Origin of the sequence: Chromobacterium vaccinii (genome assembly GCF_000971335.1) — a bacterium.
GTDB lineage: Bacteria > Pseudomonadota > Gammaproteobacteria > Burkholderiales > Chromobacteriaceae > Chromobacterium > Chromobacterium vaccinii.
In genome coordinates this window covers 1-22,828 of the sequence record NZ_JZJL01000032.1, presented here as the reverse complement: position 1 = coordinate 22,828, position 22,828 = coordinate 1, and the positions used below count along the sequence as shown (strand labels likewise).

At 65.3% G+C, this 22,828-nt stretch carries 21 protein-coding genes; 12 read left to right on the top strand and 9 right to left on the bottom strand.

Going from position 1 to position 22,828, the window contains the following annotated elements; translation table 11 throughout:
• Nucleotides 1–6: 6 nt before the first annotated feature.
• Both VL52_RS15420 and pdxR read right to left on the bottom strand, forming a co-directional pair.
• A complete protein-coding gene (locus tag VL52_RS15420) occupies nt 7–630 on the bottom strand; it encodes a DUF1826 domain-containing protein (protein ID WP_046157857.1) in 624 nt (207 codons plus the stop codon).
• Between the two features lie 106 nt (nt 631–736).
• Nucleotides 737–2,161 carry a MocR-like pyridoxine biosynthesis transcription factor PdxR gene (gene pdxR, locus VL52_RS15415; RefSeq protein ID WP_046157856.1) on the bottom strand — a complete coding sequence of 475 codons (1,425 nt, stop codon included), beginning with the start codon at nt 2,159–2,161 and terminating at the stop codon, nt 737–739.
• 98 nt (nt 2,162–2,259) lie between these two features.
• On the opposite strand from pdxR, the gene VL52_RS15410 reads away from it, so the two are divergent.
• Together VL52_RS15410 and VL52_RS15405 are read left to right on the top strand one after the other, a co-directional pair.
• On the top strand, nt 2,260–3,108 hold the full coding sequence (locus VL52_RS15410; RefSeq protein WP_046157855.1) for an isocitrate lyase/PEP mutase family protein: 849 nt from the start codon (nt 2,260–2,262) through the stop codon (nt 3,106–3,108).
• A 37-nt stretch (nt 3,109–3,145) separates the two neighbouring features.
• A complete protein-coding gene (locus VL52_RS15405; protein ID WP_046157854.1) occupies nt 3,146–3,610 on the top strand; it encodes a carboxymuconolactone decarboxylase family protein in 465 nt (154 codons plus the stop codon).
• Nucleotides 3,611–3,670: 60 nt separating this feature from the next.
• Here VL52_RS15405 and VL52_RS15400 read toward each other — a convergent pair whose 3' ends face one another.
• Nucleotides 3,671–4,330 carry a BamA/TamA family outer membrane protein gene (locus VL52_RS15400; protein ID WP_144410289.1) on the bottom strand — a complete coding sequence of 220 codons (660 nt, stop codon included), beginning with the start codon at nt 4,328–4,330 and terminating at the stop codon, nt 3,671–3,673.
• A gap of 100 nt (nt 4,331–4,430) precedes the next feature.
• On the opposite strand from VL52_RS15400, the gene VL52_RS15395 reads away from it, so the two are divergent.
• Genes VL52_RS15395 through VL52_RS15380 form a run of 3 tightly spaced genes read left to right on the top strand, consistent with a single transcriptional unit; the run spans nt 4,431 to nt 7,692 of the window.
• Nucleotides 4,431–5,933, top strand: a complete 1,503-nt coding sequence (locus VL52_RS15395) for a sensor histidine kinase (RefSeq protein WP_144410288.1) — start codon at nt 4,431–4,433, stop codon at nt 5,931–5,933.
• Nucleotides 5,930–7,057, top strand: coding sequence for a histidine kinase dimerization/phosphoacceptor domain-containing protein (locus VL52_RS23430; RefSeq protein WP_052729331.1), 1,128 nt, complete (start codon nt 5,930–5,932; stop codon nt 7,055–7,057). The genes VL52_RS15395 and VL52_RS23430 overlap by 4 nt, the downstream gene beginning before the upstream one ends.
• Nucleotides 7,024–7,692: a response regulator gene (locus VL52_RS15380; RefSeq protein WP_235429315.1), complete on the top strand. Its 669-nt coding sequence runs from the start codon at nt 7,024–7,026 to the stop codon at nt 7,690–7,692. The genes VL52_RS23430 and VL52_RS15380 overlap by 34 nt, the downstream gene beginning before the upstream one ends.
• A gap of 21 nt (nt 7,693–7,713) precedes the next feature.
• Here VL52_RS15380 and VL52_RS15375 read toward each other — a convergent pair whose 3' ends face one another.
• From VL52_RS15375 to VL52_RS15365, 3 genes are all read right to left on the bottom strand, one after another.
• Nucleotides 7,714–8,586, bottom strand: coding sequence for a hypothetical protein (locus VL52_RS15375; protein ID WP_046157850.1), 873 nt, complete (start codon nt 8,584–8,586; stop codon nt 7,714–7,716).
• Between the two features lie 191 nt (nt 8,587–8,777).
• Entirely contained in the window at nt 8,778–10,289 is a 1,512-nt protein-coding gene (locus tag VL52_RS15370; RefSeq protein WP_046157849.1) for a methyl-accepting chemotaxis protein, read from the bottom strand.
• A gap of 130 nt (nt 10,290–10,419) precedes the next feature.
• Nucleotides 10,420–11,202: a DeoR/GlpR family DNA-binding transcription regulator gene (locus VL52_RS15365; RefSeq protein ID WP_046157848.1), complete on the bottom strand. Its 783-nt coding sequence runs from the start codon at nt 11,200–11,202 to the stop codon at nt 10,420–10,422.
• A gap of 155 nt (nt 11,203–11,357) precedes the next feature.
• On the opposite strand from VL52_RS15365, the gene VL52_RS15360 reads away from it, so the two are divergent.
• A complete protein-coding gene (locus VL52_RS15360; protein ID WP_046157847.1) occupies nt 11,358–12,137 on the top strand; it encodes an HAD family hydrolase in 780 nt (259 codons plus the stop codon).
• Nucleotides 12,138–12,458: 321 nt separating this feature from the next.
• Nucleotides 12,459–13,223: a hypothetical protein gene (locus VL52_RS24680; RefSeq protein WP_144410287.1), complete on the top strand. Its 765-nt coding sequence runs from the start codon at nt 12,459–12,461 to the stop codon at nt 13,221–13,223.
• A gap of 118 nt (nt 13,224–13,341) precedes the next feature.
• On the opposite strand, the gene pta is transcribed toward VL52_RS24680, so the two are convergent.
• Nucleotides 13,342–15,423, bottom strand: coding sequence for a phosphate acetyltransferase (pta, locus tag VL52_RS15350; RefSeq protein WP_046157845.1), 2,082 nt, complete (start codon nt 15,421–15,423; stop codon nt 13,342–13,344).
• Nucleotides 15,424–15,438: 15 nt separating this feature from the next.
• Nucleotides 15,439–16,632: an acetate kinase gene (locus VL52_RS15345; RefSeq protein ID WP_046157882.1), complete on the bottom strand. Its 1,194-nt coding sequence runs from the start codon at nt 16,630–16,632 to the stop codon at nt 15,439–15,441.
• Nucleotides 16,633–17,242: 610 nt separating this feature from the next.
• Here VL52_RS15345 and VL52_RS15340 point away from each other — a divergent pair.
• From VL52_RS15340 to VL52_RS15320, 5 genes are all read left to right on the top strand, one after another.
• Nucleotides 17,243–18,352 (top strand): aromatic ring-hydroxylating oxygenase subunit alpha, encoded by a 1,110-nt coding sequence (locus VL52_RS15340; protein ID WP_046157844.1) that lies wholly within the window; start codon nt 17,243–17,245, stop codon nt 18,350–18,352.
• Between the two features lie 76 nt (nt 18,353–18,428).
• The gene (locus VL52_RS15335) at nt 18,429–18,953 is read left to right on the top strand and encodes a hypothetical protein (protein WP_046157843.1); all 525 of its coding nucleotides are present in this window, start codon (nt 18,429–18,431) and stop codon (nt 18,951–18,953) included.
• 96 nt (nt 18,954–19,049) lie between these two features.
• Nucleotides 19,050–19,862: a DMT family transporter gene (locus VL52_RS15330; protein ID WP_046157881.1), complete on the top strand. Its 813-nt coding sequence runs from the start codon at nt 19,050–19,052 to the stop codon at nt 19,860–19,862.
• A gap of 47 nt (nt 19,863–19,909) precedes the next feature.
• Nucleotides 19,910–20,266 (top strand): SpoIIAA family protein, encoded by a 357-nt coding sequence (locus tag VL52_RS15325; RefSeq protein WP_046157842.1) that lies wholly within the window; start codon nt 19,910–19,912, stop codon nt 20,264–20,266.
• A 59-nt stretch (nt 20,267–20,325) separates the two neighbouring features.
• The gene (locus tag VL52_RS15320) at nt 20,326–22,638 is read left to right on the top strand and encodes a Tex family protein (RefSeq protein ID WP_046157841.1); all 2,313 of its coding nucleotides are present in this window, start codon (nt 20,326–20,328) and stop codon (nt 22,636–22,638) included.
• Nucleotides 22,639–22,642: 4 nt separating this feature from the next.
• Here VL52_RS15320 and VL52_RS25430 read toward each other — a convergent pair.
• A partial coding sequence (locus VL52_RS25430) for a hypothetical protein (protein WP_235429314.1) occupies nt 22,643–22,828 on the bottom strand: 186 nt, incomplete at its 5' end.

Below are 22,828 nucleotides of genomic sequence, written 5' to 3'. Positions count from 1 at the left end.
AGGGGGCTAGCACACGGCGTCCAGCGCCAGCAGCACCCGGGGCTCGCCCGGCGCAGGGGCCGGCGAGCGATGGATGGCGCCGCCGTTGGCTCCAGGCCATCCGGCGCCTTTCAACAGCAGCACCGAAAACGGCAGCGCCCGGCCGATGGCGGCGGCGTCGCGCACTAGGCCTGACTGCGTGTCGACGCCCAAGCGGGCGCGGTCGGCGGCGGCGTCGGGCAGCCACTCGGTGCCGGGGCCCTGATAGCAGCACAGCAGGCGCAAGCCGATCCGGTCGACGTGAAAGCGCGGGCACATCGCGCCGCTCAGCACTTCCAGCCGCGCGCCGACGCGGTCGCAACCGGTCAGCGTGGCGTACAGATCACACAGCCAGGCGATATCGGCGTAGAGCGCTTCGCGGCCGGGCAGGTCGGCCAGCGGCGCGTCGACGGCCTCGCCGGGCGTCAGCACGCGCCGCCAGCCCAGGCCTGGCAAGCCGTCGCGTCCGGCGCGGCACAGATAGCCAGCGATGTCGGCTATCGGCGGACGACGGTACAGGCAGAGTTCGACGTTGGGGTCGAAGATGGCGGCGAGATCGGCCAGATTGTCGGAAAGACGAGCGCTTGCGTATCGGTTGGCGGCGATGGTCATCTAGGTCAGGTCGTGTGAATTTTGAGATGTTATATCATTGCATTGAATATAAAGAAAGTTATAACATAACATTTTCTGAATCAACAATTGAGCCGAAGAGGCATCCCTAGCGCGCGTCCAGCGCCTCCCTGAGCCGCCGCGCCAGCGCGGGCGCCTGCTCGGCCGGCACATTGGCGAAGCCCAGCAGCAGAGCCGGAGGATGGCCGCATTCCAGGCTGAAGGCGGACAGCGGCTGGCCCGCCAATCCGCTGGCGCTCAGGCGCGCCGCCGCCGCGCGGTCGTCTTCGCCGTCGTGCAGCCAGGCGGTCAGTTGCAGGCCGACCGCCTGGCCGTCCAGCCGCAGCCGCGCGCCGCATTCGGCTTGCAAGGCGGCGGCCAGCGCGGCGCGGCGCTGGGCGTAGAGCGCGCGCATCCGCTTGATGTGGCGGGCGAAGTGGCCCTGATCCAGGAAGTCGGCGGTTGTCGCCTGATCCAGGATGGACGGCGAGGGGGAGAGCAGATTGCAGGCCTCGGCGAAGCGCGCCGCCTCGCTGGGCGGCGTCACCAGATAGCCCAGGCGCAGACCGGGAAACAGGGTCTTGCTGAAGCTGCCGATGTAGAGCGCCCGGCCGGAGCGGTCCAGGCTGCTGAGCGCGGGAAGCGGCGGGCCGTCGTAGCGGAATTCGCCGTCGTAGTCGTCCTCGACGATCCAGGCTTGCCGCCGCGCGGCCCAGTCCAGCAGCTCGAGCCGGCGCGGCAGCGACAGCGTGATCCCCAGCGGCGAATGGTGGGAGGGCGTGCAGTAGGCCATCCTTGCGTCGGGTTCGCGGCGGATCGCCTCGTCCACTTGTAATCCATCGCTATCCACCGGCGCAGGCGCAAGCCTGGCGCCGGCCAGCCGCAGCGCGCCGCTGGCGCGGAAGTAGCCGGGGTCCTCCATCCAGACCGGGTCGCCGGGGCGCAGCAGGGTGCGGACCGCCAGCCCCAGCGCGGCCTGGAAGCCGCTGGTGATGAATATCTGATCTGCGGAGCACTGGATGCCGCGAAACAGGGCCAGGTGGCGGACGATGGCCTCGCGCAGCGGCGGATAGCCCGCGGGGTCGGGATAATTCAGCCGCGCCAGCGACAAGCCCCTGGCGCGGCGGCCGGCAAGCCGCGCCCACAGCTTGCGCGGGAAGGCGTCCAGCGCGGGCAGCCCGAGCTGGAAGGGGCGCGGCGGGGCGGGCTCGGGCGAGTCGGCCAGGACTGGCTTCGGACCGGTTGCCGAGGGGGGCGATGGATCGGGGCGTCGGGCCTCCAGTTGGGGATGGACCACGGTGCCGGCGGTGGCGCGGCTGAGCAGAAAGCCTTCCGCCAGCAATTGGCCGTAGGCCTGGTCGACGGTACCGCGCGAGATGCCGAGGTCGGCGGCCAGCACCCGCGTGGCCGGCAGGCGGGCGCCCGGCGGCAGCTGGCCGGCCAGGATGGCTTCGCGGATGCGCAGATAGAGCTGGCGATGCAGCGGCGACGCGTGGCCGCGCAGCAATTCGAACTGGAGGGCGTCGGGAATCATGGCCTACTCGTTTTGACGATTTTTGGCTCTCAGCATTGTACCATCCCGCCGGTATCTTGCCGGGTAGCCAAATGACCGCCAACCGACAAGGAATGCCGATGAACCATGCCGACGCCGTATACCGCGCCCAGACCTTCCGCCGCCTGCATCAGGGCTCAACGCCGCTGTTGTTGCCCAATGTCTGGGACGCCTTGAGCGCCCGGGTGTTCGAGCAGGCCGGCTTCCCCGCACTGGCCACCAGCAGCGCCGCGGTAGCGTGGTCGCTTGGCTACCGCGACGGCGGCGAGCTGCCGCGCGAGGAGCTGCTGGCCGCCGTCTCCCGCATCGCCAGGGTGCTGAAGGCGCCGTTGAGCGTGGATCTGGAAGACGGCTACGGCGATGCGCCGGCCGGAGTGGCGGACACCGTCGCCGCGGCGATCCGCGTCGGCGCGGCGGGCGTCAATCTGGAGGACGGCCGTTACGACGCCGCTGGCCGCTTCTCGCTGCGCGGCGCGGACGAGATGCGCGAACGCCTGCAGGCCGCCCGCGCCGCCGCGGACGCGCTGGAGGTGCCCATTTTCATCAATGCCCGCACTGACCTGTTCCTGCATGGCGAAGGCCCGGCCGAAGCCCGTTTCGACGAGACGCTGGCGCGGGCGCGGCTGTACCTGGACAGCGGCGCCGACGGCGTCTTCCCCATGGGCCTGTCCGATCCCGCGCTGCTGGCGCAGCTGTGCGACGCCGTGCCGGCGCCGGTCAATGCCGCCGCGATGCCCGGTTTGCCGGGCCTGGCCGAGCTTTCCGCGCTGGGCGTGGCGCGCGTCAGCACCGCCATCGGTCCGGCGCTGGTGGCGATGCAGGCCTTGGGCCGGACTGCGACGGCGCTGCGGGACGCGGGCGATTTGTCGGCGCTGAGAACCCCGCTGGGCTATGCCGACGCCCAGGCGCTATTCGCGCCGCGCGGCTAACGCGCAACTTCCCAAAACCCATTCAGGAGCAGCAAGCATGTCCCGTTTTCTCGACTATCCGAAAATCTCGCCGCAAGGCTATCAGGCCCAGGCGGGGCTGGAGCGCTACATCCGCGGCTGCGGCCTCGATCACGCCCTGCTCGAGCTGGTGAAGACCCGCGTGTCGCAGCTGAACGGTTGCGCCTTCTGCATCGACATGCACACCAAGGACGCGCGCGCGGCAGGCGAAACCGAGCAGCGTTTGTACCTGCTGTCAGCCTGGCGCGAAGCGCCGTGCTACACCGAGCGCGAGCGCGCCGCGCTGGCCTGGGCCGAGGCGCTGACGCAGGTGGCCGCGGGGCATCCGGAAGCGGCGCTGCGGACCGAGCTGGCGCGGCATTTCGACGACAAGGAAGCCGTCGATCTGACCTGGGCCATCGTCGCGATCAACGGTTGGAACCGCGTGTCCATCGGCTGCGACACGCCGGCGGGAGGGTATCAGCCGGGCCAGTACGCATTCTGAAGCCCGGCTGGCCGGAGTTTAAAGAGGCCTGCGCCATCGGCGGCGCAGGCCTTTTCCACATCAGAACGCGTAGCTCAGGCCCACGCCCGCGCTGAGATGGAAGCGGGTGCCGCCCAGGTCGTGGTCCAGCTTCTGCTGCGCCGCGGCCAGGTCCGACGCGGCGATGCCGCCGGCCGGATTCAGCGTGGCTTTGCCGCCGAAGCGCAGTTGCGCCCCCAGATCGGCGGTGACGCGCCAGCGGGGCGCCGCCGGCAGCGTGAAATCCCAGCCCGCGCCTAGGTACGCGCCCAATTGCCGGTATTCCACCTTGCCGTTCAGCGAACCGATGGCCGATGCGGCGTAGACGTTGCCGTTGAGGGGGTAATTGCCCGCGCCGTTGGCCGAGAACGCCAGGTCGTCCCGCGGCTTGCCGGACAGCAGCAGCCCCCCAGTCAGGCGGAAGCCGCTGCCGCGCGCCGGGCGCCAGTCCAGGCTGGCGGCCAGCCCGGGGTTGGCCCGGGATTTCAGCTGGTAGGACGAGCCGTCCAGGCTCTTGTCTTGCTGGTAGCGGAAGGTGTCGGCGATGCCGACGCGCAGGTCCAGATCGTCGTTCAGCGCGTAGCCGACGCCCAGCTCGGCGCCGGTGCCTATCTTGCCGTAGCCGAAGCTGTCCGCGGCGCGGGCGGCGGGAAGGTGCAGCGACAGCAGCGCCAAGGCGGCCAGGGCGGAATGCCGTTTCATTTTGTCGTCCTTTCTCGGATGGGCGGCCGTGGGGCCGGATGCCGCATTGTCGGCGGGCCGGGGCGGGGCGCGCATGTGCCGGAAGATAGAGGCCGCGGACATGACTAACGGCACTGTCGGGCCGATCGGCGCGGCGGCATGCTTGGCCGGATCGAGACGGGAGGCCTGCATGCTGGATGGGTTGAGATGGGCGGTGCGCTCGCTGGCGCGTACGGAGTGGGAAATGGGGGCGGATGCCGGCGGCATGGCGTCGGCCTTGTGCTACGCTGTCGGCTGCTGCGCGGCCCTGGCCGCGCTGATCCCTCTCATGCGCCGGAATGTCGATCCAATGTCCGCTTTGCTCAACGCCGCCGTGGGCCGTCCCGGCCTGTTTCGCCGCGCCCTGTTGCTGGCCTGCCTGCTGATGATGGCGGCCGGCGCGATCGACCTCGCGCAAGCGCCTGCGCCGCTGTTGAACGCCCAGGCCGACGCCTGGCTGTGGCCGGCGCGGCTGGCGCGGGTCCTTTCCGGCTGGCTGGCCTTGCCGGATGCGGCGCTGCTGGTGTTCACCGGCCTGATCGCGCTGTTCATGCTGTCTCTTTGGCGCTGCTTGCGCGACCAGGGGCCGCCGGCGCGTTTATGGCCATGGCTGGCAGCGCAGATGCTGATCGCCGCGGCGCTGGAGGCGTGGACCGAGCCTGGCCTTGGCTACCTGGTGGCGGCGGAGCTGGCTTTCCTGTGGCCGTGGCGCGCGGCGGCGGCGGGCGCCTTGCTGCAGGCGGCGCTGATCGACGCGGCCTTGCTGCCTTACCTGGCGCGGGTGGGCGACGGCCACCCGGCCTGCAATCTGCCAGGCGCCTTGCCGCCGCCGTTCTGGGTCATGGCGGCGCTGGATTGGCTGCAAGGGCTGGTGTTCCAGGCCTTCGCTTTTTGCGTCGGCTACGGCTGGGCCGAGGCGCGGCGCGGCAGCCGGCGGCAGGAAGCCGCCAATGCCGAACTGCAGGCTACCCAGTTGCTGTTGACTGAGGCGGTGCGTGGCGCCGAGCGCGCCCGGATCGCCGATGGCCTGAGGTTGCAGGCGGCGGATCAGCTGGCGGGTTTGCAGCTGCAGTTGCGCCTGGTTCGGGCGCAGCCGGGAGACGCGGCGGACGGCGACATCGACGCCGCCTGCGAAGCGGCGAGGCTGCTGGGGGAGGAGCTGCGCGCCGCCGGCAGGCCGGAAGCAGCCGTCCCGTTCGATTTGCCAGGCGCGCTGGCCACGCTGTGCCGCGGCATTCCGTCGCCGGCAGTCAGGCTGGACATCGCCGACGGGCTGATCCTGGACGAGCCGGCGCTGGCCCACGCGGTTTTCCGCTGCGTGCAGGAGGCCTTGAGCAATGCCTTGCGGCATTCCGGCGCCGCGAGGGCCGCAGTGAGGCTGGAGCCGGCGCGCGGCGGCGTGGCGGTCACGGTCAGCGACAACGGCCGCGGGCTGGACGCGGCGGTGGCGGAACCGAGCGGCCATGGCCTGGCCGGCATGCGCGAGCGGGTGGAGGGAAGGGGCGGCACGCTGGACATCCTGTCGCCGCAGGCGGGCGGCTGCTGCCTGCGCGTCTGGCTGCCGCTGGCGGGAGGCGAGCGATGAGGCGGGGCGCGTCGCCATCGCCGCTGGCACTGTTTCGCGCGGTCGCGCTGCTGTCCTGCCTGGCGCTGTGGCTGCGGCAAGCGCTGCCGCTGGCATGGCTGGGCCAGGGGGGCTTGTCCCATCTGCATCAGCGTTTGCTGCTGCTGCTGGGGCCTGCCGAGAAGTTGTGGCTGGCGCAGGCGGCCTACGGGGTGGGCTTCGCGGGGTTCGGCTGGATGCTGTGGCGCTGCGCCGCCGCGGGCGGGAAAACGCCGCGGCCGGCGGCGAGGGCCGTCTTGGTGGCGGGCCAGGTCGCGCTGGCGCTGCTGGTCGACGACAAGCTGCTGTACCTGACGGCGGCCGAACTGGCGCTGTTGCTGTCCTGGCGGGCCGCCTGGACGGCGCTGGGCGCGCAGCTGGCTTTGATGGCGCTGGCTTGCGCCTGGCAGGCGCAGCGTCTGGATGGGAACGAGCTGGTCTGCAATGTCAGCGGCTCCGAGGTCCAGACCCCGCCGTTGGACCGGCAGCGGGGACAGTTATGGCTGGATGCGGCGCTGGGCGGCGGTTTTCAGCTGCTGACATTCGGCGTGGGCTGCCTGGGCGCGACCGAGCGCCGGCGGCGGGAGCGGCTGGAGGCCACCCATGCCAGCCTGCTGGCCGCGCGGCAATTGCTGGCCGGCGCCGCGGGCAATTGCGAACGCTTGCGAGTGGCGCGCGAGCTGCACGACGGCATGGGCCATCATCTTTCCGCTCTGAATCTGCAACTGGAGCTGATGCTGAGGCGCGGCGCAGGCAAGGCCGAGCCTCCGCTGCGGGAGGCGCGGCAGGCGGCGCGGCAACTGCTGGCCGAGGTGAGGTCCATGGTCGGCGCGGAGCGCAGCGGACGGGCCGCGCCCTTGCAGGCCGCGTTGCGCCGCCTGTGCGAGGGGCGGCGGATAGAAGCCGACATCGCGCCATTGGCGGTATCGGACGAGTTGGCCTGGCGGGTGTTCGCGGCGGCGAGGGAGGGATTGGACATGCTGGGCGATCGCCCGGGCAGGCTGAGCCTGTCCGGCACGGACGACGGCGGCGCGGCGCTGAGCCTGGGCCGATTGGATGGAAAGGACGAGGGATGGACGAGGGTGTTTCGGGAAGCCGAAGCGTGATCCGCGTCGGCGTAGTGGACGATCAGGCCTTGGTGCGCAGCGGCGTGCGCGGTCTGCTGGAACTGACCGGCGACATCCAGGTGGCGCTGGAGGCCGCGGACGGCGCCGAGGCGCTGGAACGGCTGGCTGTTTTTCGGCCCGATGTGTTGTTGCTGGATGTGAGGATGCCCGGCATGTCGGGCATCGAGCTGCTGAGGGCGCTGAATGACCGCGGCGGCGCGCCGCCCACCATACTGTTGACCACCTTCGACGACGACGAGGCCCTGCTGGCCGGCATGCGCGCCGGCGCTAGGGGATTTCTATTGAAGGACATCTCGCTGGAGCGGCTGGCCGACGCAGTGAGGCGGGCCGAGGCTGGGGAGACGCTGTTCCGCCCGGGCCTGACCGAGCGGGTGCTGGCCGGCGTGCGCGGCGGCGGCGACTTCCCGAAGCTGGACCTGCCGGAGCGGCTGACCGGCCGCGAGGTGGAAGTGCTGGCGCTGATGGCCGGCGGCTTCAACAACCGCGAAATCGCCGACGCGTTGGGGCCGAGCGAAGGCACGATCAAGAATCACGTCTCCAGCATCCTGTCCAAGCTCGGTGTCCGCGACCGGGTGCGCGCGGTGCTGCGCGGGCTGGAGCTGGGCTATATCTGAGCCGGCGGCTTCGGCCCGGAGTCAGTCGCGGGCTTCGGTTTCTATAGGCTGAAATCGGATGGGATGACGCCATTGCGGAAACAGGCAGTGCCAGAGCAGCGTACCGGCGATGGCGCAGCACAGCATCGCAGCCAAGATGGGCAGCAGGCTGGATGCGCCGGCGCCGACATCCAGATTCCACACGGTGGCGAGGAGGATCGCCATCGATGCCAGTCCGCCCAGAGCTTGCGCGAGCAAGGGCTTGCTCATCGGGCGCCAGCTCGCCGGGTCGATTCGCATGCCGATGAAGACCGATGGGGCAAACCGCAGATCGGGCCGTGACGCCAGGCGCACCAGCAGCGCGAGCTTGAGCTCGTCGCCGTTGACAAAGGTCCCGCGGGAAAATCTTCGCAGCGGGATGCGCTGCATCCGGACCGTGCCTTGGGCATCGCGGTGCCAGAAAACCAGATCCCGGGTGACCCCTTGGCTGGTAGTGAATTCGGTCCGCACGTCAGGCTGGCCATCGGCGGCGGGGACGATGTCGCGCCAGGCAATGGTTCTTTCCTGTCGCGGCCCATCCAGCAGCCAGGAAGACGGGGTTTTGTAATGCAGGGCTTCGTCGCTCAGGCTGAGTTCATGATGGGGAGGATGTCGCCAGTTCCGGAGGACGGCGTAGGATCCGCCCAGCCCCAGGGCTGCTAGGAAAAGGCAAAGCAGAATGCCGGCTACAGGCTTGTTTTGTATGTCGGCAAACAAGGGCATGGCCAGCATCAGCAGACCGAATAGCGCGGTCAGCGCGCCGATGATCAGGTGAATGGCGCGCAGCCGCTTCAGATTGGCCTGGCCGGCCAAATCTCCGGATGCCATTTGCAAAAACCGGTTTGACAGCGGCAACAGGCGGTCTTGCGAGGCCATGGCGGGTTTGCGATGAGATGGCGAGGGCATGCGGGCGTTTGGCTGCGGGTTTGGCTGAGAGGCGTTGCAGGCTAGGGATGGTGGGGCTCGGTGTCAATCCTGGCGGGCCGCCGAACCATTGCTTGGCTTGGAGCCGGCAGCTTCGAATAGAGACGTCCCGCCGCCTGGGGGCGGGACGTAGGGCTAAAACGTCAATTCAGGTAGGTTTCGCGGCGTGTGGCGGAAGTGGCAGGCGACGTCTCCTGCCGGCTCATCGCCTGATGCAGCTTGTCCATCTGCTCGTCCAGCCGGCGCACCGCTTCGGCGATGTTGTGGGTTTCGCCGGACAGGCTGCGGCTGGACTCGCCGACGGCGACGATGTCGCCGGCGAACTGCGAGAAGCCCTGGTTCTGGCTGGCCTCGGCCTGGGACACCTGCTGCAGCAGGCCGGCCAGCTCGCCGGCGCCGTCTATGATGCCGGACAGCTTGAGCTGGGCTTCCTTGGCGTGCCCGCGGCCCGCCTGCATCTGCTGGTTGCCGTCGCGCATCGCCACCAGCGCCTCATTGGTGCCGTCGACGATCACCCGGATCTTGCTTTCGATGTCCTTGGTGGCGTTCTGGGTGCGTTCGGCCAGTTTTCTCACCTCATCGGCCACCACCGCGAAGCCGCGGCCGGTTTCGCCGGCGCGCGCCGCTTCGATCGCGGCGTTCAGCGCCAGCAGATTGGTCTGGTCGGCGATGTCGCGGATCAGTTGCACGATGCCGCTGACCTCGGCGCTGCGCTGGCCCAGCTCCTCCAGCCGATCCGAGGCGTGGCCTATCACTTCGCCGGCGCGGCCCAACTGGTCCACCGCCTGGTTCATCGCCTTGCCGCCCTCGCGCGCGGCTTCGCCGGAGTTTTGCGCCAGCAGCGTGGCGGTGGTTGATTGTTCGGCGTTCTGGCTGGTGACCACCGCCATCTGCTGGGCGACCACCACCATGTCTTCGGAGCGCTCGCGCTGCTCGGCCATGGTGCGCGCCATGCTGCCGGTGCTGTCGGCGATCTGGCGGCTGGCGCCGGAGGCGTCGCGTATCGAATGGCCGATCTGCTCCATCATCCGCGCCAGCGCCTCGCCGGCTAGTTCGGCTTCGGCGCGCGCGGTTTCCAGCTTCTCGAAGCTCTTGCTCTTGGCCTTGTCGAAGGCCAGCGCCAGCACCAGCACCACCAGCGACAGGCCGGCCAGCGACTTGGCCTGCAGCTTGGGCAGCTCCTCATGCGGCAGCGGGCTCTTGGGCAGGGCGTCGATGCCGGACAGCCACATGATGGTCCCGACGGCGGCAAGCGACATCGCCAGCCAGAACATGCCGGAGCGGCGGGTGGCGATGAACACCGCGGTGAAGGGGATGGCAGCGAACCACATCAGACTGGTGGAGAGGATGCCGCCATTGACGAACACCATCCAGCACACCATCGCGTACATGCAGCTGGTGATGAATTCGGCGGTGACGCGCACCGCGCCGCTGAGGCGTAGCAGCAGCGGGCCGCACAGCAGCCCCAGCCCGCCCAGCGCGATGCCTTCGGCCATCGGATAGTGGCCCAGCATCAGGTATTCGACGGCGAACAGCGGCGCCATCAGGCCGGCCAGCAAGCCGACGCCCACCACGGTGCGCGCGCGTATCGCCTGTTCCGGAATCTGCCGGACGTCGTCCGGGATGAACCATTCGGTGATGGCCTGTATCGACATGGATTCCCCTCCAAAGGATGTTCCGTTTGCAAAAGCGCGCTGATTTGTAATGGTTTTATCGAGGATGCGCGCCGTGCAGAACTTTAAAACAAATGTTTGATTGGAGGCAATATGCCGAAAGGGTGGAAGATCAGTCCGCGATCAGCAAAGGCGCGCCGCCCGCTTCCAGATGGGCGCGGCGGATCGGGTCGGCGTCGGGCTCGATGATCAGCGTGCCGATGTCGGACAGCGGGGCGACGATGAAGGGAGAGGCGGTGTCCAGCTTTTCATTGGTGACGGCGAGCACGGTGTGGCCGCATTGCTCCACCAGATGGCGCTTGAACGCCGCTTCGTCGGCCATCACCGTGCCCACGCCCAGCTCGCCGTCCACCGAGCAGGTGCCGAGAAAGCAGATGTCCGGCCGCATCGTGTCCAGCATCCGGGTGGCGGTGGTGCCCAGCGCGTCGCCGCTCTGATGATTGAGGCTGCCGCCCAGCACCAGCACCGACAGCTGTTTTTGGCCAAACAGCGCGGCGGCGATGGGAATGGAATTGGTGGCTACGGTCAGCGGCAGCTGCTCCGGCAGCGCGCGGGCGATTTCCAGATTGGTGGTGCCGCCGTCCAGAAACACGAACTGGCCGGGTTTGAGCAGCCGCACCGCGGCGGAGGCCAGCCTGGCCTTGCGTTCGGTGTTTTCGTGGCGGCGTTGCAGGAAGCCGCGGCGGTTGGGCGTCAGCGCGATGGCGCCGCCGTACACGCGCTGGCAGGCGCCGTCGGCCGCCAGTTCGCGCAGGTCGCGGCGTATCGAGTCTTCGGACACCCCCAGCACCGCCGCCAGCTCGCCGGCGGAAACCCGGCCGTGCAGCCGCAGCTGTTGGCGGATGTATTGATGGCGGCCGGAGGGCTGGTTGGCGCTTGCGCGTTCTTTGGACATGGCGGGGTTGAAGTCAAACGGAATGACGGGAGTGTTGCACGATCGTGCAGGCTCAGTCAAAGAAATGGCAGGATTTACGCGGGATTATGCACAATTATTTGCCTGGTTTTGCGTGATCGTGCACAATTCAGCGATGCGAACACGGAGATTCCGATATGCGACTGATTGTTTCCGATCTGGACGGCACCCTGCTGGACAAGGATTCTAGGCTGGCCGACGAGACGCGCGCCGCTTTGCAGGCGGCGGCGGAGCGCGGCATTGCCCTGGCCGTCGCCACCGGCCGGCACGAGCGCCAGGTGCGGAAACTGTGGCCGCGGGATCTGCCGCCGGTGCCGGTGATCAGCGCCAACGGCGCGCGCATCCACCTGGCGGACGGCGCGCTGCTGCATCAAAGCCGGCTGTCGCCGGAGTTGCTGGCCAGGCTGCTGCGGCCGGAGCTGATCCGGGAAACCGAGCTGGGCGTCTACCGCGACGACTGCATCATGGCCTACCACAGCAAGCGCGAGTTCAGCCATTACACCGGCGAGGTGACGGAAATCGAGGACCTGGCGGGTTTCAAGGCCGACGACGTGTCCAAGGTGATTTTCTGCGGCGCGCCGGCGCAACTGAAGGAGGTGGAGGCCGACATCGCCCGCGAGCTGGGCGACGAAGTGTCCATGACTTACTCCCATGTCTGCTACCTGGAAGTGATGGCGCCCGGCGTGCACAAGGGCAGCGCGCTGCGCCGCCTGCTTGATCACCTGAACATCGCGGCGGAAGACTGCGCGGCCTTCGGCGACAACCTCAACGACGCGGAAATGCTGGCGCTGGCGGGCCTGCCGCACGTGATGGCCAACGCGCATCCGGAGTTGAAGCGCCGCCTGCCGGACGCGCCGGTGATAGGCGACCACGACCAGGCCGGGGTGGCGCGGCAATTGAGAGCCCTATTGGAATAGAGACGTGTGACTCCTTTATATCAATTAGGGTGGTATCTTGGGTTTGTTAACGGATTTGGAAATTACTCAATGAAAATACTAATTAAAATGTCTAAAAGTTGAATGTGGAAGAATAGGGGGTGATCCGGACGATGTGTCTTGGATGACTATTTGATGATGATGGGCTATGTTGAACTTTTGAGTGGCGCTGCTGGCAGTGCTCAATGTTATGGGTCATCTGATTTGCTATTTATTGATGGTGATCCTTAAGGTTGGTAGTGTGTGCTTGAATGGTACGAGAATTTCTTCATGTATAAATTGCTCTATATTGAGGATTGAATCATGAATGGTATCGTAATCATTTTTCTAAGCCTATTTTCTTTGTCTTCGATAGCTGCTGAAGTCAAGTTTGGTTTTTTTGAATCTCCATCGCAACGAGTGGAGAAATTCAAGTCATCTTTCCCTGTTGGTTCTCGCTTTTCTGAAGCAATGTCTGTTGGCAGTATGAATATACCTTTGCCCGCTGGTGATTGGGTGTTGGTTGCGGCATCTGCAGACATTCCCGTTCTGAATGATTTATCCAAAGATAGTAAATCTGAATCAGTGCCTCATGGGCGAGTGATGCTGGTTTCGGCTGATATAATTGGGGAGAATCGGCCAAGGAAATTATTGATTTTGAGAATGCCTTTGGGAGGCTTTAAAAACAGAACCTGGTTGGCATCGGTTCCTGATTTGTGCAATCCTGACTGGGGTGGGAAAAGTATAATTGATAGAGAGCTTTTAAGTCTGGATCAAAGGTCTCTTGATTGTAGGGCTATTAGTTACGCCAAGATTTTTTCATGGAATGATTTCTTGGTAAACAGCGGAAAAGTTGGCTTGAAGTATTTGGGTGGCAGCTATGGTGGAAAGGATAATTACCTTTTGTCAATGATTTTGCTGAGCAAGAATAATTCGGTTTTTTATGCTGAATATGCGGAGCTTATTGATGATGGCGAGTATGGCGATGTGTCGACATTCATCAAGCAGCATGATAACGAAATTGTTGGATTCAGATCGACTGCGCTTATGTTGAATGGCAAATTCAAGAATGCGTTTGATGCAATGTGATTTTGGTCGTTTTATGATTTGCTGGGAAATTGTTTTGCTGACGGTTATTGTCTTGATTCAAAAAATGCCGCGCACCTGTAAATGTACGCGGCATTTTTTTGCGTGATCAAGTTTTAGATCAATTCGCCGGCGTCTGCTCCGCCTGCAGCGCGGTCAGGGCGATGGTGTAGACGATGTCGTCCACCAGCGCGCCGCGCGACAGGTCGTTGACCGGCTTGCGCAGGCCTTGCAGCATCGGGCCCACCGACACCACGTTGGCGGAGCGTTGCACCGCCTTGTAGGTGGTGTTGCCGGTGTTCAGGTCCGGGAACACGAACACGGTGGCGCGGCCGGCGACCTGGCTGTCCGGGGCTTTCTGGCGGCCGACCGACTCCACCGAGGCGGCGTCGTACTGCATCGGGCCGTCGATCAGCAGGTCCGGGCGCTTCTCTTGCGCGATGCGGGTGGCTTCGCGCACCTTCTCCACGTCGCTGCCGCTGCCGGACGAGCCGGTGGAGTAGGAGATCATCGCCACGCGCGGGGTGATGCCGAAGGCCACGGCCGAGTCGGCGGACTGGATGGCGATGTCGGCCAGCTGTTCCGCGGTCGGGTCCGGATTCACCGCGCAGTCGCCGTACACATACACCTGTTCCGGCATCAGCATGAAGAAGACGGACGACACGATGCTGGAGCCCGGCGCGGTCTTGATCAGCTGCAGCGCGGGACGGATGGTGTTGGCGGTGGTGTGCACGGCGCCGGAAACCAGGCCGTCCACTTCGTTCATCGCCAGCATCATGGTGCCCAGCACCACGGTGTCTTCCAGCTGCGCCAGCGCCATCGGCTCATTCAGGCCCTTGCCCTTGCGCAGTTCGACCATCGGTCCCACGTACTGGCCGCGGATTTCGTTCGGATCCAGGATCTCGACCGATTCCGGCAGCGTCACGCCCTGGGTTTCGGCCACTTGCAGGATCTCGGCGCGGTTGCCCAAGAGCACGCAGCGGGCGATGCCCTTTTCCTGGCAGATGGCGGCGGCCTGGATGGTGCGCGGCTCGTTGCCTTCCGGCAGCACGATGCGCTTGTTGGCCTTGCGCGCCTTTTCCATCAGCTGGAAGCGGAAGGCCGGCGGCGGCAGACGGATTTCGCGCGGCTCGCCGACGCTTTGCTTCAGCGTGGACACGTCGAGGAATTCGGCGACGTGCTCGATCACCTTTTCCATCCGCTCCAGGTCGTCGGACGGCACCTGGTGGCTCATCGCGTTCAGCGCGCTGGCGGTTTCCATCGAGTTCAGCGAGGTCGCCAGCACCGGCAGGCCGCCGGTGAACGCTTGCTGGCACAGCTGCTGGATGCGCGGATCGGGCTCGGAGTCGCAGGTCAGCAGCAGGCCGGCCAGCGGCACGCCGTTCATCGCGGCCATCGAGGTGGCCATCACCACGTCTTCGCGTTCGCCCGGGGTGATGATCAGCGCGCCCGGCTTCAGCAGGTTGACGATGTTCGGCGCGGTGCGGGCGGCCACCACCATGTTGCGCACGCGGCGGTTGGCCTGCTGTCCGGCGTGCACCACATTGGCGTTCAGATAGCGGGCCACATCCTGGGTGCGCGGCGCCAGCAGTTCCTGCTGGTACGGGATCACGCCCAGCAGCGGCAGGCCGGCTTTCTTCAGGTTGCCGGACTCCTGCACTTCGCGCGCCAGCTCGGCGCGGTCGGCGCCGGGCAGCACGTGGTTGAGGATGTAGCCGGACACGGTTTGCGCGCCGAAGGCCTGGATGTTCATTTCCAGCTGTTCTGCGATTTCCGTCGCGTTCAGCGCCTTGACCGAACTCACCAGGATGGTCTGCGCCTGCAGGTTGCGGGCGATCTTGGTGTTGAGGAAGGTGGAGAACACCTGCTTCTGGTCGGGCACCAGGCCCTCCACGATCACCACGTCCACGTTTTGCGAGGCTTGCTGGAACAGGCTCACCACCTCTTCCATCAACTGGTCCACCTGGCCTTGCGACAGCAGGTGCTCGACGCGCTCCATGCTGATCGGCTGCGGCGGGTTCAGGCGGCAGATGGCCTGGGCGAAGTGGGTGGAGCGCTCGGCTTCGCCGTCCTTGGTGTCCTGGGCGATGGGCTTGACGAAGCCCACGCGCAGGCCGGCCTGCTCCAGCGAGCGGATCGCGCCCAGCGTGACCGAGGTCAGGCCGGCGTTGAAGCCGGTAGGGGCAAGAAAGAATGTCTGCATGATCGCTTGCCTTTCTTACTTGGCCAGACCGGCCAGTTTGGCGGTGTCCATGGCGATCATCAGTTCTTCGTTGGTGTTGATCACCAGCGCCGGCACGGAATCGGCGGCGGTGATGCGGCCGGCGTTGCCGCGGATGCACGCTTCGTTGGCGGCGGCGTCCAGCTTCAGGCCCAGGAAGCCCAGCTGATTGATCACTTCGGCGCGCAGGAAGGAGGAGTTCTCGCCGATGCCGCCGGTGAACACCACGGCGTCCAGGCGGCACGCGCCCACGCTCATCGAGGCCACGTACTTGGCCAGGCGGTAGGCGAACACTTCCAGCGCGCGCTTGGCGCCTTCATGGCCCTTGGCGGCGGCTTCTTCCAGTTCGCGGCAGTCGTTGGACAGCTCGGACAGGCCCAAGAGGCCGGATTCCTTGTTCAGCATATTGGTGATGGACGTGATGTCCATGCCGCGCTCGGTGGCCAGGTAGCCGAACACGCTGGGGTCGATGTCGCCGGAGCGGGTGCCCATCACCAGGCCTTCCAGCGGAGTCAGGCCCATGGAGGTGTCGGCGCACTTGCCGTTGCGGATCGCGGCGATGGACGCGCCGTTGCCCAGGTGGGCGATCACCAGGCTGGTTTCATCGGCCGGCTTGCCCAGCATCTTGGCGGCTTCTTCGGCCACGAAGCGGTAGCTGGTGCCGTGCATGCCGTAGCGGCGCAGGCTGTTCTCGCGGTACAGCTTCATCGGCACCGCGTACAGGTAGGCCTTTTCCGGCATGGTCTGGTGGAAGGAGGTGTCGAACACGGCCACTTGCGGCAGGCTCGGGAATTCCTTGATCGCGGTGCGGATGCCCAGGATGTGCGCCGGGTTGTGCAGCGGGGCCAGCTTGATGCAGCGCTCGATCTCGTTGATCGCGGTGTCGTCCAGCAGCGCGGATTGCTTGAAGTGCTCGCCGCCGTGCACCACGCGGTGGCCGATGGCCTTCACGCTGTCCAGCAGCGACACTTGCTGCAGCTTCTCGATGATGGCGTGCATGGCCGCGGCGTGATCCGGGGCCGACAGCAGGGCGGTCTGCTTGCCGCCGTCGTGCTTGAAGGTGATGCAGGCGTCGGCCAGGCCCAGCTTCTCGGCCAGGCCGGTCATGACCGCTTCGTGGCTGGCGCTGTCGATCAGCGCGAATTTCAGGGAGGAACTGCCGCAATTGATGACGAGGATGCTGGAATTCATAGCTTTGAACATGTAATTTGAAAAAAAAGGATGAAATCGGTGAAATAATCCACTGCGATGCGCTTGCAGCCAATTTGCTGCCGGAGCGCGGGCGGCGGCCAGAGGGCCGCGCGCCCGGTTTCCTTACCGTGTGGTAGCGCATGGCGGGCGGTTTAGCCAGCCTGTTGTTGCGCCCGGGCATCCCGGGGCGTATCGATCATCCGCTTCGCCATATCAAGGCCTTAGCCGGGCCGATGAGCAGTCCGGCCTGGTCAAGGCGAAAATCAGACAGTCGATGTGGCAACAAAGTCGAGCCTAGTATATCACTATAAATTAACGGCTTCTAATGTTGCGGCGCACTAAACTTGGCAAGTCTTTGATTTTAATTAACTGCCATGCAGATTGTTTGCCATTGGCAGGGGGTGGGGGCATATCCCTCTACAAGTCCGTGTCTGAACAGAATTGTCACAAAGAATTAACGCTTGCCCCGGGGGAGGGGGGAGGGCATAATTCCGCCCTCGTAAGACAGGGTTCCCCCTTGTTTTGATTGATTGTTTTTGATAGTCCCGCAAACTCGTCCCGAGCGAGATTCGGCTGGTCTTATATCTTCTTCCACGGAGGTGTGGGAATAATGTCTGATCTGGCTTCTGCTCAACTGCTTCAAGCATCCGCAGCCCAGCTACCCATTTATACCTATTTCGATCCCGCGTTCTATGCCAAGGAGCAGGAGCTGCTGTTCGCAGACGCCCCGCAGTACTATGGCCATGAGCTGATGGCGCCCAACCCCGGCGACTATCACACGCTGGAGTGGCTGGGCCACGGCAAGATGCTCAAGAACGTGGACGGCGAGATCAAGCTGATCTCCAACGTCTGCCGCCATCGCCAGGCCGTCATCTACAAAGGCCGCGGCAACGGCAACCACATCGTCTGCAATCTGCACGGCTGGACCTACGACGCCGGCGGCAAACTGGTGGGCGCGCCGCATTTTCCGGAAACGCCATGCCTGAACCTGGGGCAGACCGAGCTGGCCCGCTGGAACGGCCTGCTGTTCGACGCGCGCCGCAATGTGGCGGCCGATCTGGAGAAGCTGGGCGTCGCCAAGCACATGACCTTCGATGGCTATGCCTTCCACTCGACGCACAGCGCCGATTACGATTTCAACTGGAAGACCTTCATCGAGGTGTACTCGGAGGACTACCACGTTGATCCCTTCCATCCTGGCCTCGGCAATTTCGTCGATTGCGGCGACCTGAAATGGGAGTGGGGCGACAGCTACCACGTGCAGACCGTGGGCGTGAAGAACTGCCTGGCGCGCGCCGGCTCCAGGGTGTACGGCAAGTGGCACGAGGAAGTGCGCCGCCGCTATGCCGAACAGCAGCCGGAGTTCGGCGCCATCTGGCTGACCTACTACCCCAACATCATGGTGGAGTGGTATCCGCACGTGCTGGTGGTCAGCGTGGTGATTCCGCGCGGTCCGGAGAAGTGCACGGTGATCACCGAGTTCTACTACCCGGAAGACGTGGTGTGGTTCGAGCCGGAATTCATCGAGGCCGAGCAGGCCGCCTACTTCGAAACCGCCAAGGAAGACGACGAGATCTGCATCCGCATGCACGAAGGCCGCAAGGCGCTGTGGATGGCCGGCGTCAACGAGGTGGGCCCGTACCAGTCTCCGACCGAGGAGGGCATGCAGCACTTCCACGAGTATTATCGACGCCTGATGGGCTCGGCATTGGCTGGCTGAATAGGCAAGTTAAATGCCATAATGCAGGGGCGCGGGATATTCCGCGCCTTTTTTTATCCTTCCATCGGCCAAGATCATGCCCGCAATTTTCCGCATGCTGGCGCTGGGCGCGCTGCTGGCCAGTCCGCTCGCGCTGGCGGCCACTTACGCCGATCCGGTCAGCAAGGCGCGCTTCATGCTGCCGCCGGGCTGGAAAGTGCGCGCCAGCGTCGCCAATCGGATTCGGGTGCTGAAGGTGATCCCGCCCAAGGCTGACCAGCGCGAGCGCGCCGCCATCGAGGTGCAGATCGGCGTGCGCAAGCCGGGGCGCGGCGATACGCTGCCGCGCTTGGCGGCGATGTTCCGCCAGGAAGACGGCGACCGTGAGGCGGCCAACCTCGTCCGCGTCAATCAGAAGGCGGGCCGGCTGGTCACCGAGTATCGCGATGGCCGCTTCGTGTCCAACCGGCTGTGGATCGTGCGCCATAATCTGCATGTGATCCAGTTGGTGGACAAGAACCGGCTGCTGGAGGCGCGCTGTACCGCCAACGCGTCGGAGTTCAAGACCTACCGCAGGCAGATGGAGTCCATCTGCCTGAGCGTGGCTTTGGCTAAGAAATAAGAGTATGCAATCGCGGCCTGCGGGCCGCTTGGCAGGGAAGGCGAGAAAGTGCTTGTGCGTGGCAGGTTGGCGGGTTTCCGCCTGGGTTCCGGCTGGATGGTTGTGGCCGCGGTGTTCTTCGCCCTGATGGGCTTGTTCGTCAAGTTGGGCGCAGAGCATTTCTCATCGACGGAGCTGGTGTTCTGGCGCACCTTGATCGGCGTGCTGACGCTGGGCGGCGCGGCCTTGTGGCGGCGGGAGCGTTTCGCCACGCCCTTGCTGCGCTATCACCTGCAGCGCGGCGTGATCGGCTATGCCTCGCTGCTGATGTCGTTTTACGCCATCGCCCACCTGCCGCTGGCGACGGCGTCGACGTTGACCTACACCTCGCCGATGTTTCTGGCCTTGCTGTCCGTCGCGCTGTTGCGCGAGCGGCTGCCGGCGCAGGCGCTGGGCGGGCTGGCGCTGGGCTTCGTCGGCGTGGTGTTGCTGCTGAAACCGACCTTGTCCGGCGATGTGTGGTTCGCCGGCTTGTTGGGGCTGGCTTCCGGCTTCCTGGCCGGCTGGTCCTATCTGCATGTGCGGGAACTGGGGCGGCAGGGCGAGGCCGAATGGCGGGTGGTGTTCTACTTCGCGCTGATTTCCACCGTCGGCGGCCTGTTGTTGATGTGTTTCGAGCGCTGGCACCCGGTGACGCTGGATAATGTGGGCTTGCTGCTGGGCGTCGGCGCCACCGCCACGCTGGCGCAACTGGCGATGACCCGCGCCTACAAGGTGGGGCGCAAGCTGACCGCGGCCAATCTGTCCTATCTGACCGTGGTGTTTTCCTGTCTGCTGGGCGCGCTGGTGTGGGGCGACGCGCTGACGGCGGATTCGCTGCTGGCGATGGGCTTGATCGTGGTCAGCGGCATGTTGGCTGGACGGCGCTAGAATACAGTCAAAGCGTTTGCGACAATCAAACAGGAGTGGAGAAGCAAATGATCTCGATCCGTGAGCAGGATTATGGCCTGGACGTGGCCTTGTTCAACGAGTTCACGCTGGCTGATTTCCAGCTGCTGGAGCAGGCCTTGCTCAAGCGGCTGGAGGAGCGCGACAAACCGGACATGCTGCTGGACCTGACTGAACTGAAAGACTTCACGCTGGACATGGCGATGGAGGAGGTCAAGTTCATGCGCGCGCATGAGGAGAAACTGGGCCGCGTGGCCATTGTCGTCGGCGACGTGTGGATACGCCTGGCCACCCACATCGCCGGCTTGCTGTCCCATACTCATGTTCAGTATTTCGACCTGATAGAAGAAGCGCAGGCCTGGCTGGCGCGTCCGGTCGCGGCTTGATTTTGCGGCGGATGGCGGTACAGTAGCGGTTTTTGTTCGACGCGAAAGAATAAAAGCCGATGCTGAAAAGCCTTTCCAGCCGCCTGGCGGCTGAGCTTGCCGTCCGCGAATCCCAGGTGGCGTCCACCATCGAACTGATCGACGGCGGCGCCACCGTTCCCTTCATCGCCCGTTACCGCAAGGAAGTCACCGGCGGTCTGGACGACACCCAGCTGCGCATGCTGGCCGAGCGTCTGGTCTATCTGCGCGAGATGGACGAGCGCCGCGACAGCATCCTCAAGAGCATCGCCGAGCAAGGCAAGCTCACCCCGGAACTGGAAGCGGCCCTCTACGCCAGCGACAACAAGACCACGCTGGAAGACCTCTACCTCCCTTATAAGCCCAAGCGCCGCACCAAGGCGCAGATCGCCCGCGAGGCCGGCCTGGAGCCGCTGGCCGACAGCCTGCTGGCCGATCCGTCGCAAGACCCGAACGCGCTGGCCGAAACCTATATCAATGCCGAAGCCGGCGTCGCCGATGCCAAAGCGGCATTGGACGGCGCGCGCGCCATCCTGATCGAGCGCTTCGCCGAAGACGCCGAGCTGTTGGGCCAGCTGCGCGAAAAGCTGTGGAACGAAGGCGAACTGGCCGCCGCCGTGGTGGCGGGCAAGGAAAACGAAGGCGCCAAGTTCTCCGACTACTTCGACCATCGAGAACATATCAAGGCGATTCCGTCGCACCGGGCGCTGGCGCTCTTGCGCGGCCGCAACGAGGGCGTGCTGAGCGTCGCGCTGAAATATCAGCCGGACGAGACGCCGATCACAGAGCGTTCGGCCTATGAGCAGCTGATCGCCGCCCGCTTCGGCGTCAAGGATGCCGGCCGCGCCGCCGATAAGTGGCTGCTGGACGGCGTCCGCCTGTGCTGGCGCGCCAAGATCTTCCTGTCGCTGGAGCTGGAGCTGGTGTCGAGGTTGAAGGATGCCGCCGACGGCGAGGCGATCAAGGTTTTCGCCGCCAATCTGCACGACTTGCTGCTGGCCGCCCCGGCCGGCCGCCGCGCCACCCTGGGCCTGGACCCGGGCCTGCGCACCGGCTGCAAGGTGGCTGTGGTCGACGATACCGGCAAGGTGCTGGACGCCACCGCCATCTATCCGCATGAGCCGCGCCGCGAGTGGGACAAGTCCATCGCCATCCTCGGCGCGCTATGTGTCCGCCACAAGGTGGACCTGATTTCCATCGGCAACGGCACCGCCAGCCGCGAAACCGACAAGCTGGCGCAGGACCTGATCAAGGCCTTCCCGCAACTCTCCATGACCAAGATCGTGGTGTCGGAAGCCGGCGCGTCGGTGTATTCGGCGTCCGAGCTGGCGGCCAGGGAATTCCCCGATATGGACGTCAGCCTGCGCGGCGCGGTGTCCATCGCCCGCCGCCTGCAGGACCCGCTGGCCGAGCTGGTGAAGATCGATCCCAAGTCCATCGGCGTCGGCCAGTACCAGCATGACGTCAATCAGAGCCAGCTGGCGCGCGCGCTGGATGGCGTGGTGGAAGATTGCGTGAATGCGGTGGGTGTGGACGTGAATACTGCATCGGTGCCGCTGCTGACCCGCATCTCCGGCCTAAACGCCACGCTGGCGTCGAATATCGTCTCCTATCGCGACCAGAACGGCGCCTTCCGCACCCGCAGGGACTTGCTGAAAGTGCCGCGCTTGGGCGACAAGACTTTCGAGCAGGCGGCCGGCTTCCTGCGCATCGCTGGCGGCGACAATCCGCTGGACGCGTCGTCGGTGCACCCGGAGGCCTATCCGGTGGTGGAGAAGATCGTGGCCAAGGCCGGTCGCGACGTGAAGACCTTGATTGGCGATTCTTCTTTCCTTAAGTCGGTGCGCGCCACCGATTACACCGACGAGCGCTTCGGCCTGCCGACGGTAATGGATATCTTGAAAGAGCTGGACAAGCCGGGCCGGGATCCGCGCCCGGAGTTCAAGACCGCCACCTTCCAGGATGGCGTCGAGGATATCAAGCATCTGCAGCCGGGCATGGTGCTGGAGGGGGTGGTCACCAACGTTGCCAACTTCGGCGCCTTCGTCGACATCGGCGTGCATCAGGATGGCCTGGTCCACATCTCGGCGCTATCCAACAAGTTCATCGACGATCCGCGCAAGGTGGTCAAGGCTGGCGACGTGGTCAAGGTGAAAGTGCTGGAAGTGGACGTGGCGCGCAAGCGCATCGCGTTGACGATGCGCCTGGACGACGAGGTCGGTTCCGGCAATAGCCGCGGCGGCCGCAACGACAGCCGTTCCGACAACCGTCCACGCCAGCCACGCGGCCAATCCACCGCTCCGCAGAATGATACCGCGATGGCGGCGGCCTTCGCCAAGCTGCGCAAGGGCTGATTCACTATATGGATGTGTCTGGAACAGGCCGGCGGCAACGCCGGCCTGTTTGTTTTGGGATGCGCCGGCGCGGCGGCAAACGGGCAGGCATGCGCTTTTTTACGGGTAGGTTCAAATACCCTTTGTTCATATCTTCTGTCGGATCATGGGCTTGTCTGCGACTGGCCGGTTTGAGGATGAATTTCCCTGC

Excerpts from the sequence above, each read along its gene's own strand:
- VL52_RS15365 (WP_046157848.1), bottom strand. The coding sequence starts at position 11,202 with ATGTCCAAAGAACGCGCAAGCGCCAACCAGCCCTCCGGCCGCCATCAA.
- VL52_RS15380 (WP_235429315.1), top strand. The coding sequence starts at position 7,024 with ATGGACGAGGGTGTTTCGGGAAGCCGAAGCGTGATCCGCGTCGGCGTA.
- VL52_RS15345 (WP_046157882.1), bottom strand. The coding sequence starts at position 16,632 with ATGAATTCCAGCATCCTCGTCATCAATTGCGGCAGTTCCTCCCTGAAA.
- VL52_RS15400 (WP_144410289.1), bottom strand. The coding sequence starts at position 4,330 with ATGAAACGGCATTCCGCCCTGGCCGCCTTGGCGCTGCTGTCGCTGCAC.
- VL52_RS15340 (WP_046157844.1), top strand. The coding sequence starts at position 17,243 with ATGTCTGATCTGGCTTCTGCTCAACTGCTTCAAGCATCCGCAGCCCAG.
- VL52_RS23430 (WP_052729331.1), top strand. The coding sequence starts at position 5,930 with ATGAGGCGGGGCGCGTCGCCATCGCCGCTGGCACTGTTTCGCGCGGTC.
- VL52_RS24680 (WP_144410287.1), top strand. The coding sequence starts at position 12,459 with ATGAATGGTATCGTAATCATTTTTCTAAGCCTATTTTCTTTGTCTTCG.
- VL52_RS15395 (WP_144410288.1), top strand. The coding sequence starts at position 4,431 with ATGACTAACGGCACTGTCGGGCCGATCGGCGCGGCGGCATGCTTGGCC.
- VL52_RS15420 (WP_046157857.1), bottom strand. The coding sequence starts at position 630 with ATGACCATCGCCGCCAACCGATACGCAAGCGCTCGTCTTTCCGACAAT.
- VL52_RS15320 (WP_046157841.1), top strand. The coding sequence starts at position 20,326 with ATGCTGAAAAGCCTTTCCAGCCGCCTGGCGGCTGAGCTTGCCGTCCGC.
- VL52_RS15360 (WP_046157847.1), top strand. The coding sequence starts at position 11,358 with ATGCGACTGATTGTTTCCGATCTGGACGGCACCCTGCTGGACAAGGAT.
- VL52_RS15410 (WP_046157855.1), top strand. The coding sequence starts at position 2,260 with ATGAACCATGCCGACGCCGTATACCGCGCCCAGACCTTCCGCCGCCTG.
- VL52_RS15330 (WP_046157881.1), top strand. The coding sequence starts at position 19,050 with ATGGTTGTGGCCGCGGTGTTCTTCGCCCTGATGGGCTTGTTCGTCAAG.
- VL52_RS15405 (WP_046157854.1), top strand. The coding sequence starts at position 3,146 with ATGTCCCGTTTTCTCGACTATCCGAAAATCTCGCCGCAAGGCTATCAG.
- VL52_RS15370 (WP_046157849.1), bottom strand. The coding sequence starts at position 10,289 with ATGTCGATACAGGCCATCACCGAATGGTTCATCCCGGACGACGTCCGG.
- pdxR (WP_046157856.1), bottom strand. The coding sequence starts at position 2,161 with ATGATTCCCGACGCCCTCCAGTTCGAATTGCTGCGCGGCCACGCGTCG.
- pta (WP_046157845.1), bottom strand. The coding sequence starts at position 15,423 with ATGCAGACATTCTTTCTTGCCCCTACCGGCTTCAACGCCGGCCTGACC.
- VL52_RS15375 (WP_046157850.1), bottom strand. The coding sequence starts at position 8,586 with ATGGCCTCGCAAGACCGCCTGTTGCCGCTGTCAAACCGGTTTTTGCAA.
- VL52_RS15325 (WP_046157842.1), top strand. The coding sequence starts at position 19,910 with ATGATCTCGATCCGTGAGCAGGATTATGGCCTGGACGTGGCCTTGTTC.
- VL52_RS15335 (WP_046157843.1), top strand. The coding sequence starts at position 18,429 with ATGCCCGCAATTTTCCGCATGCTGGCGCTGGGCGCGCTGCTGGCCAGT.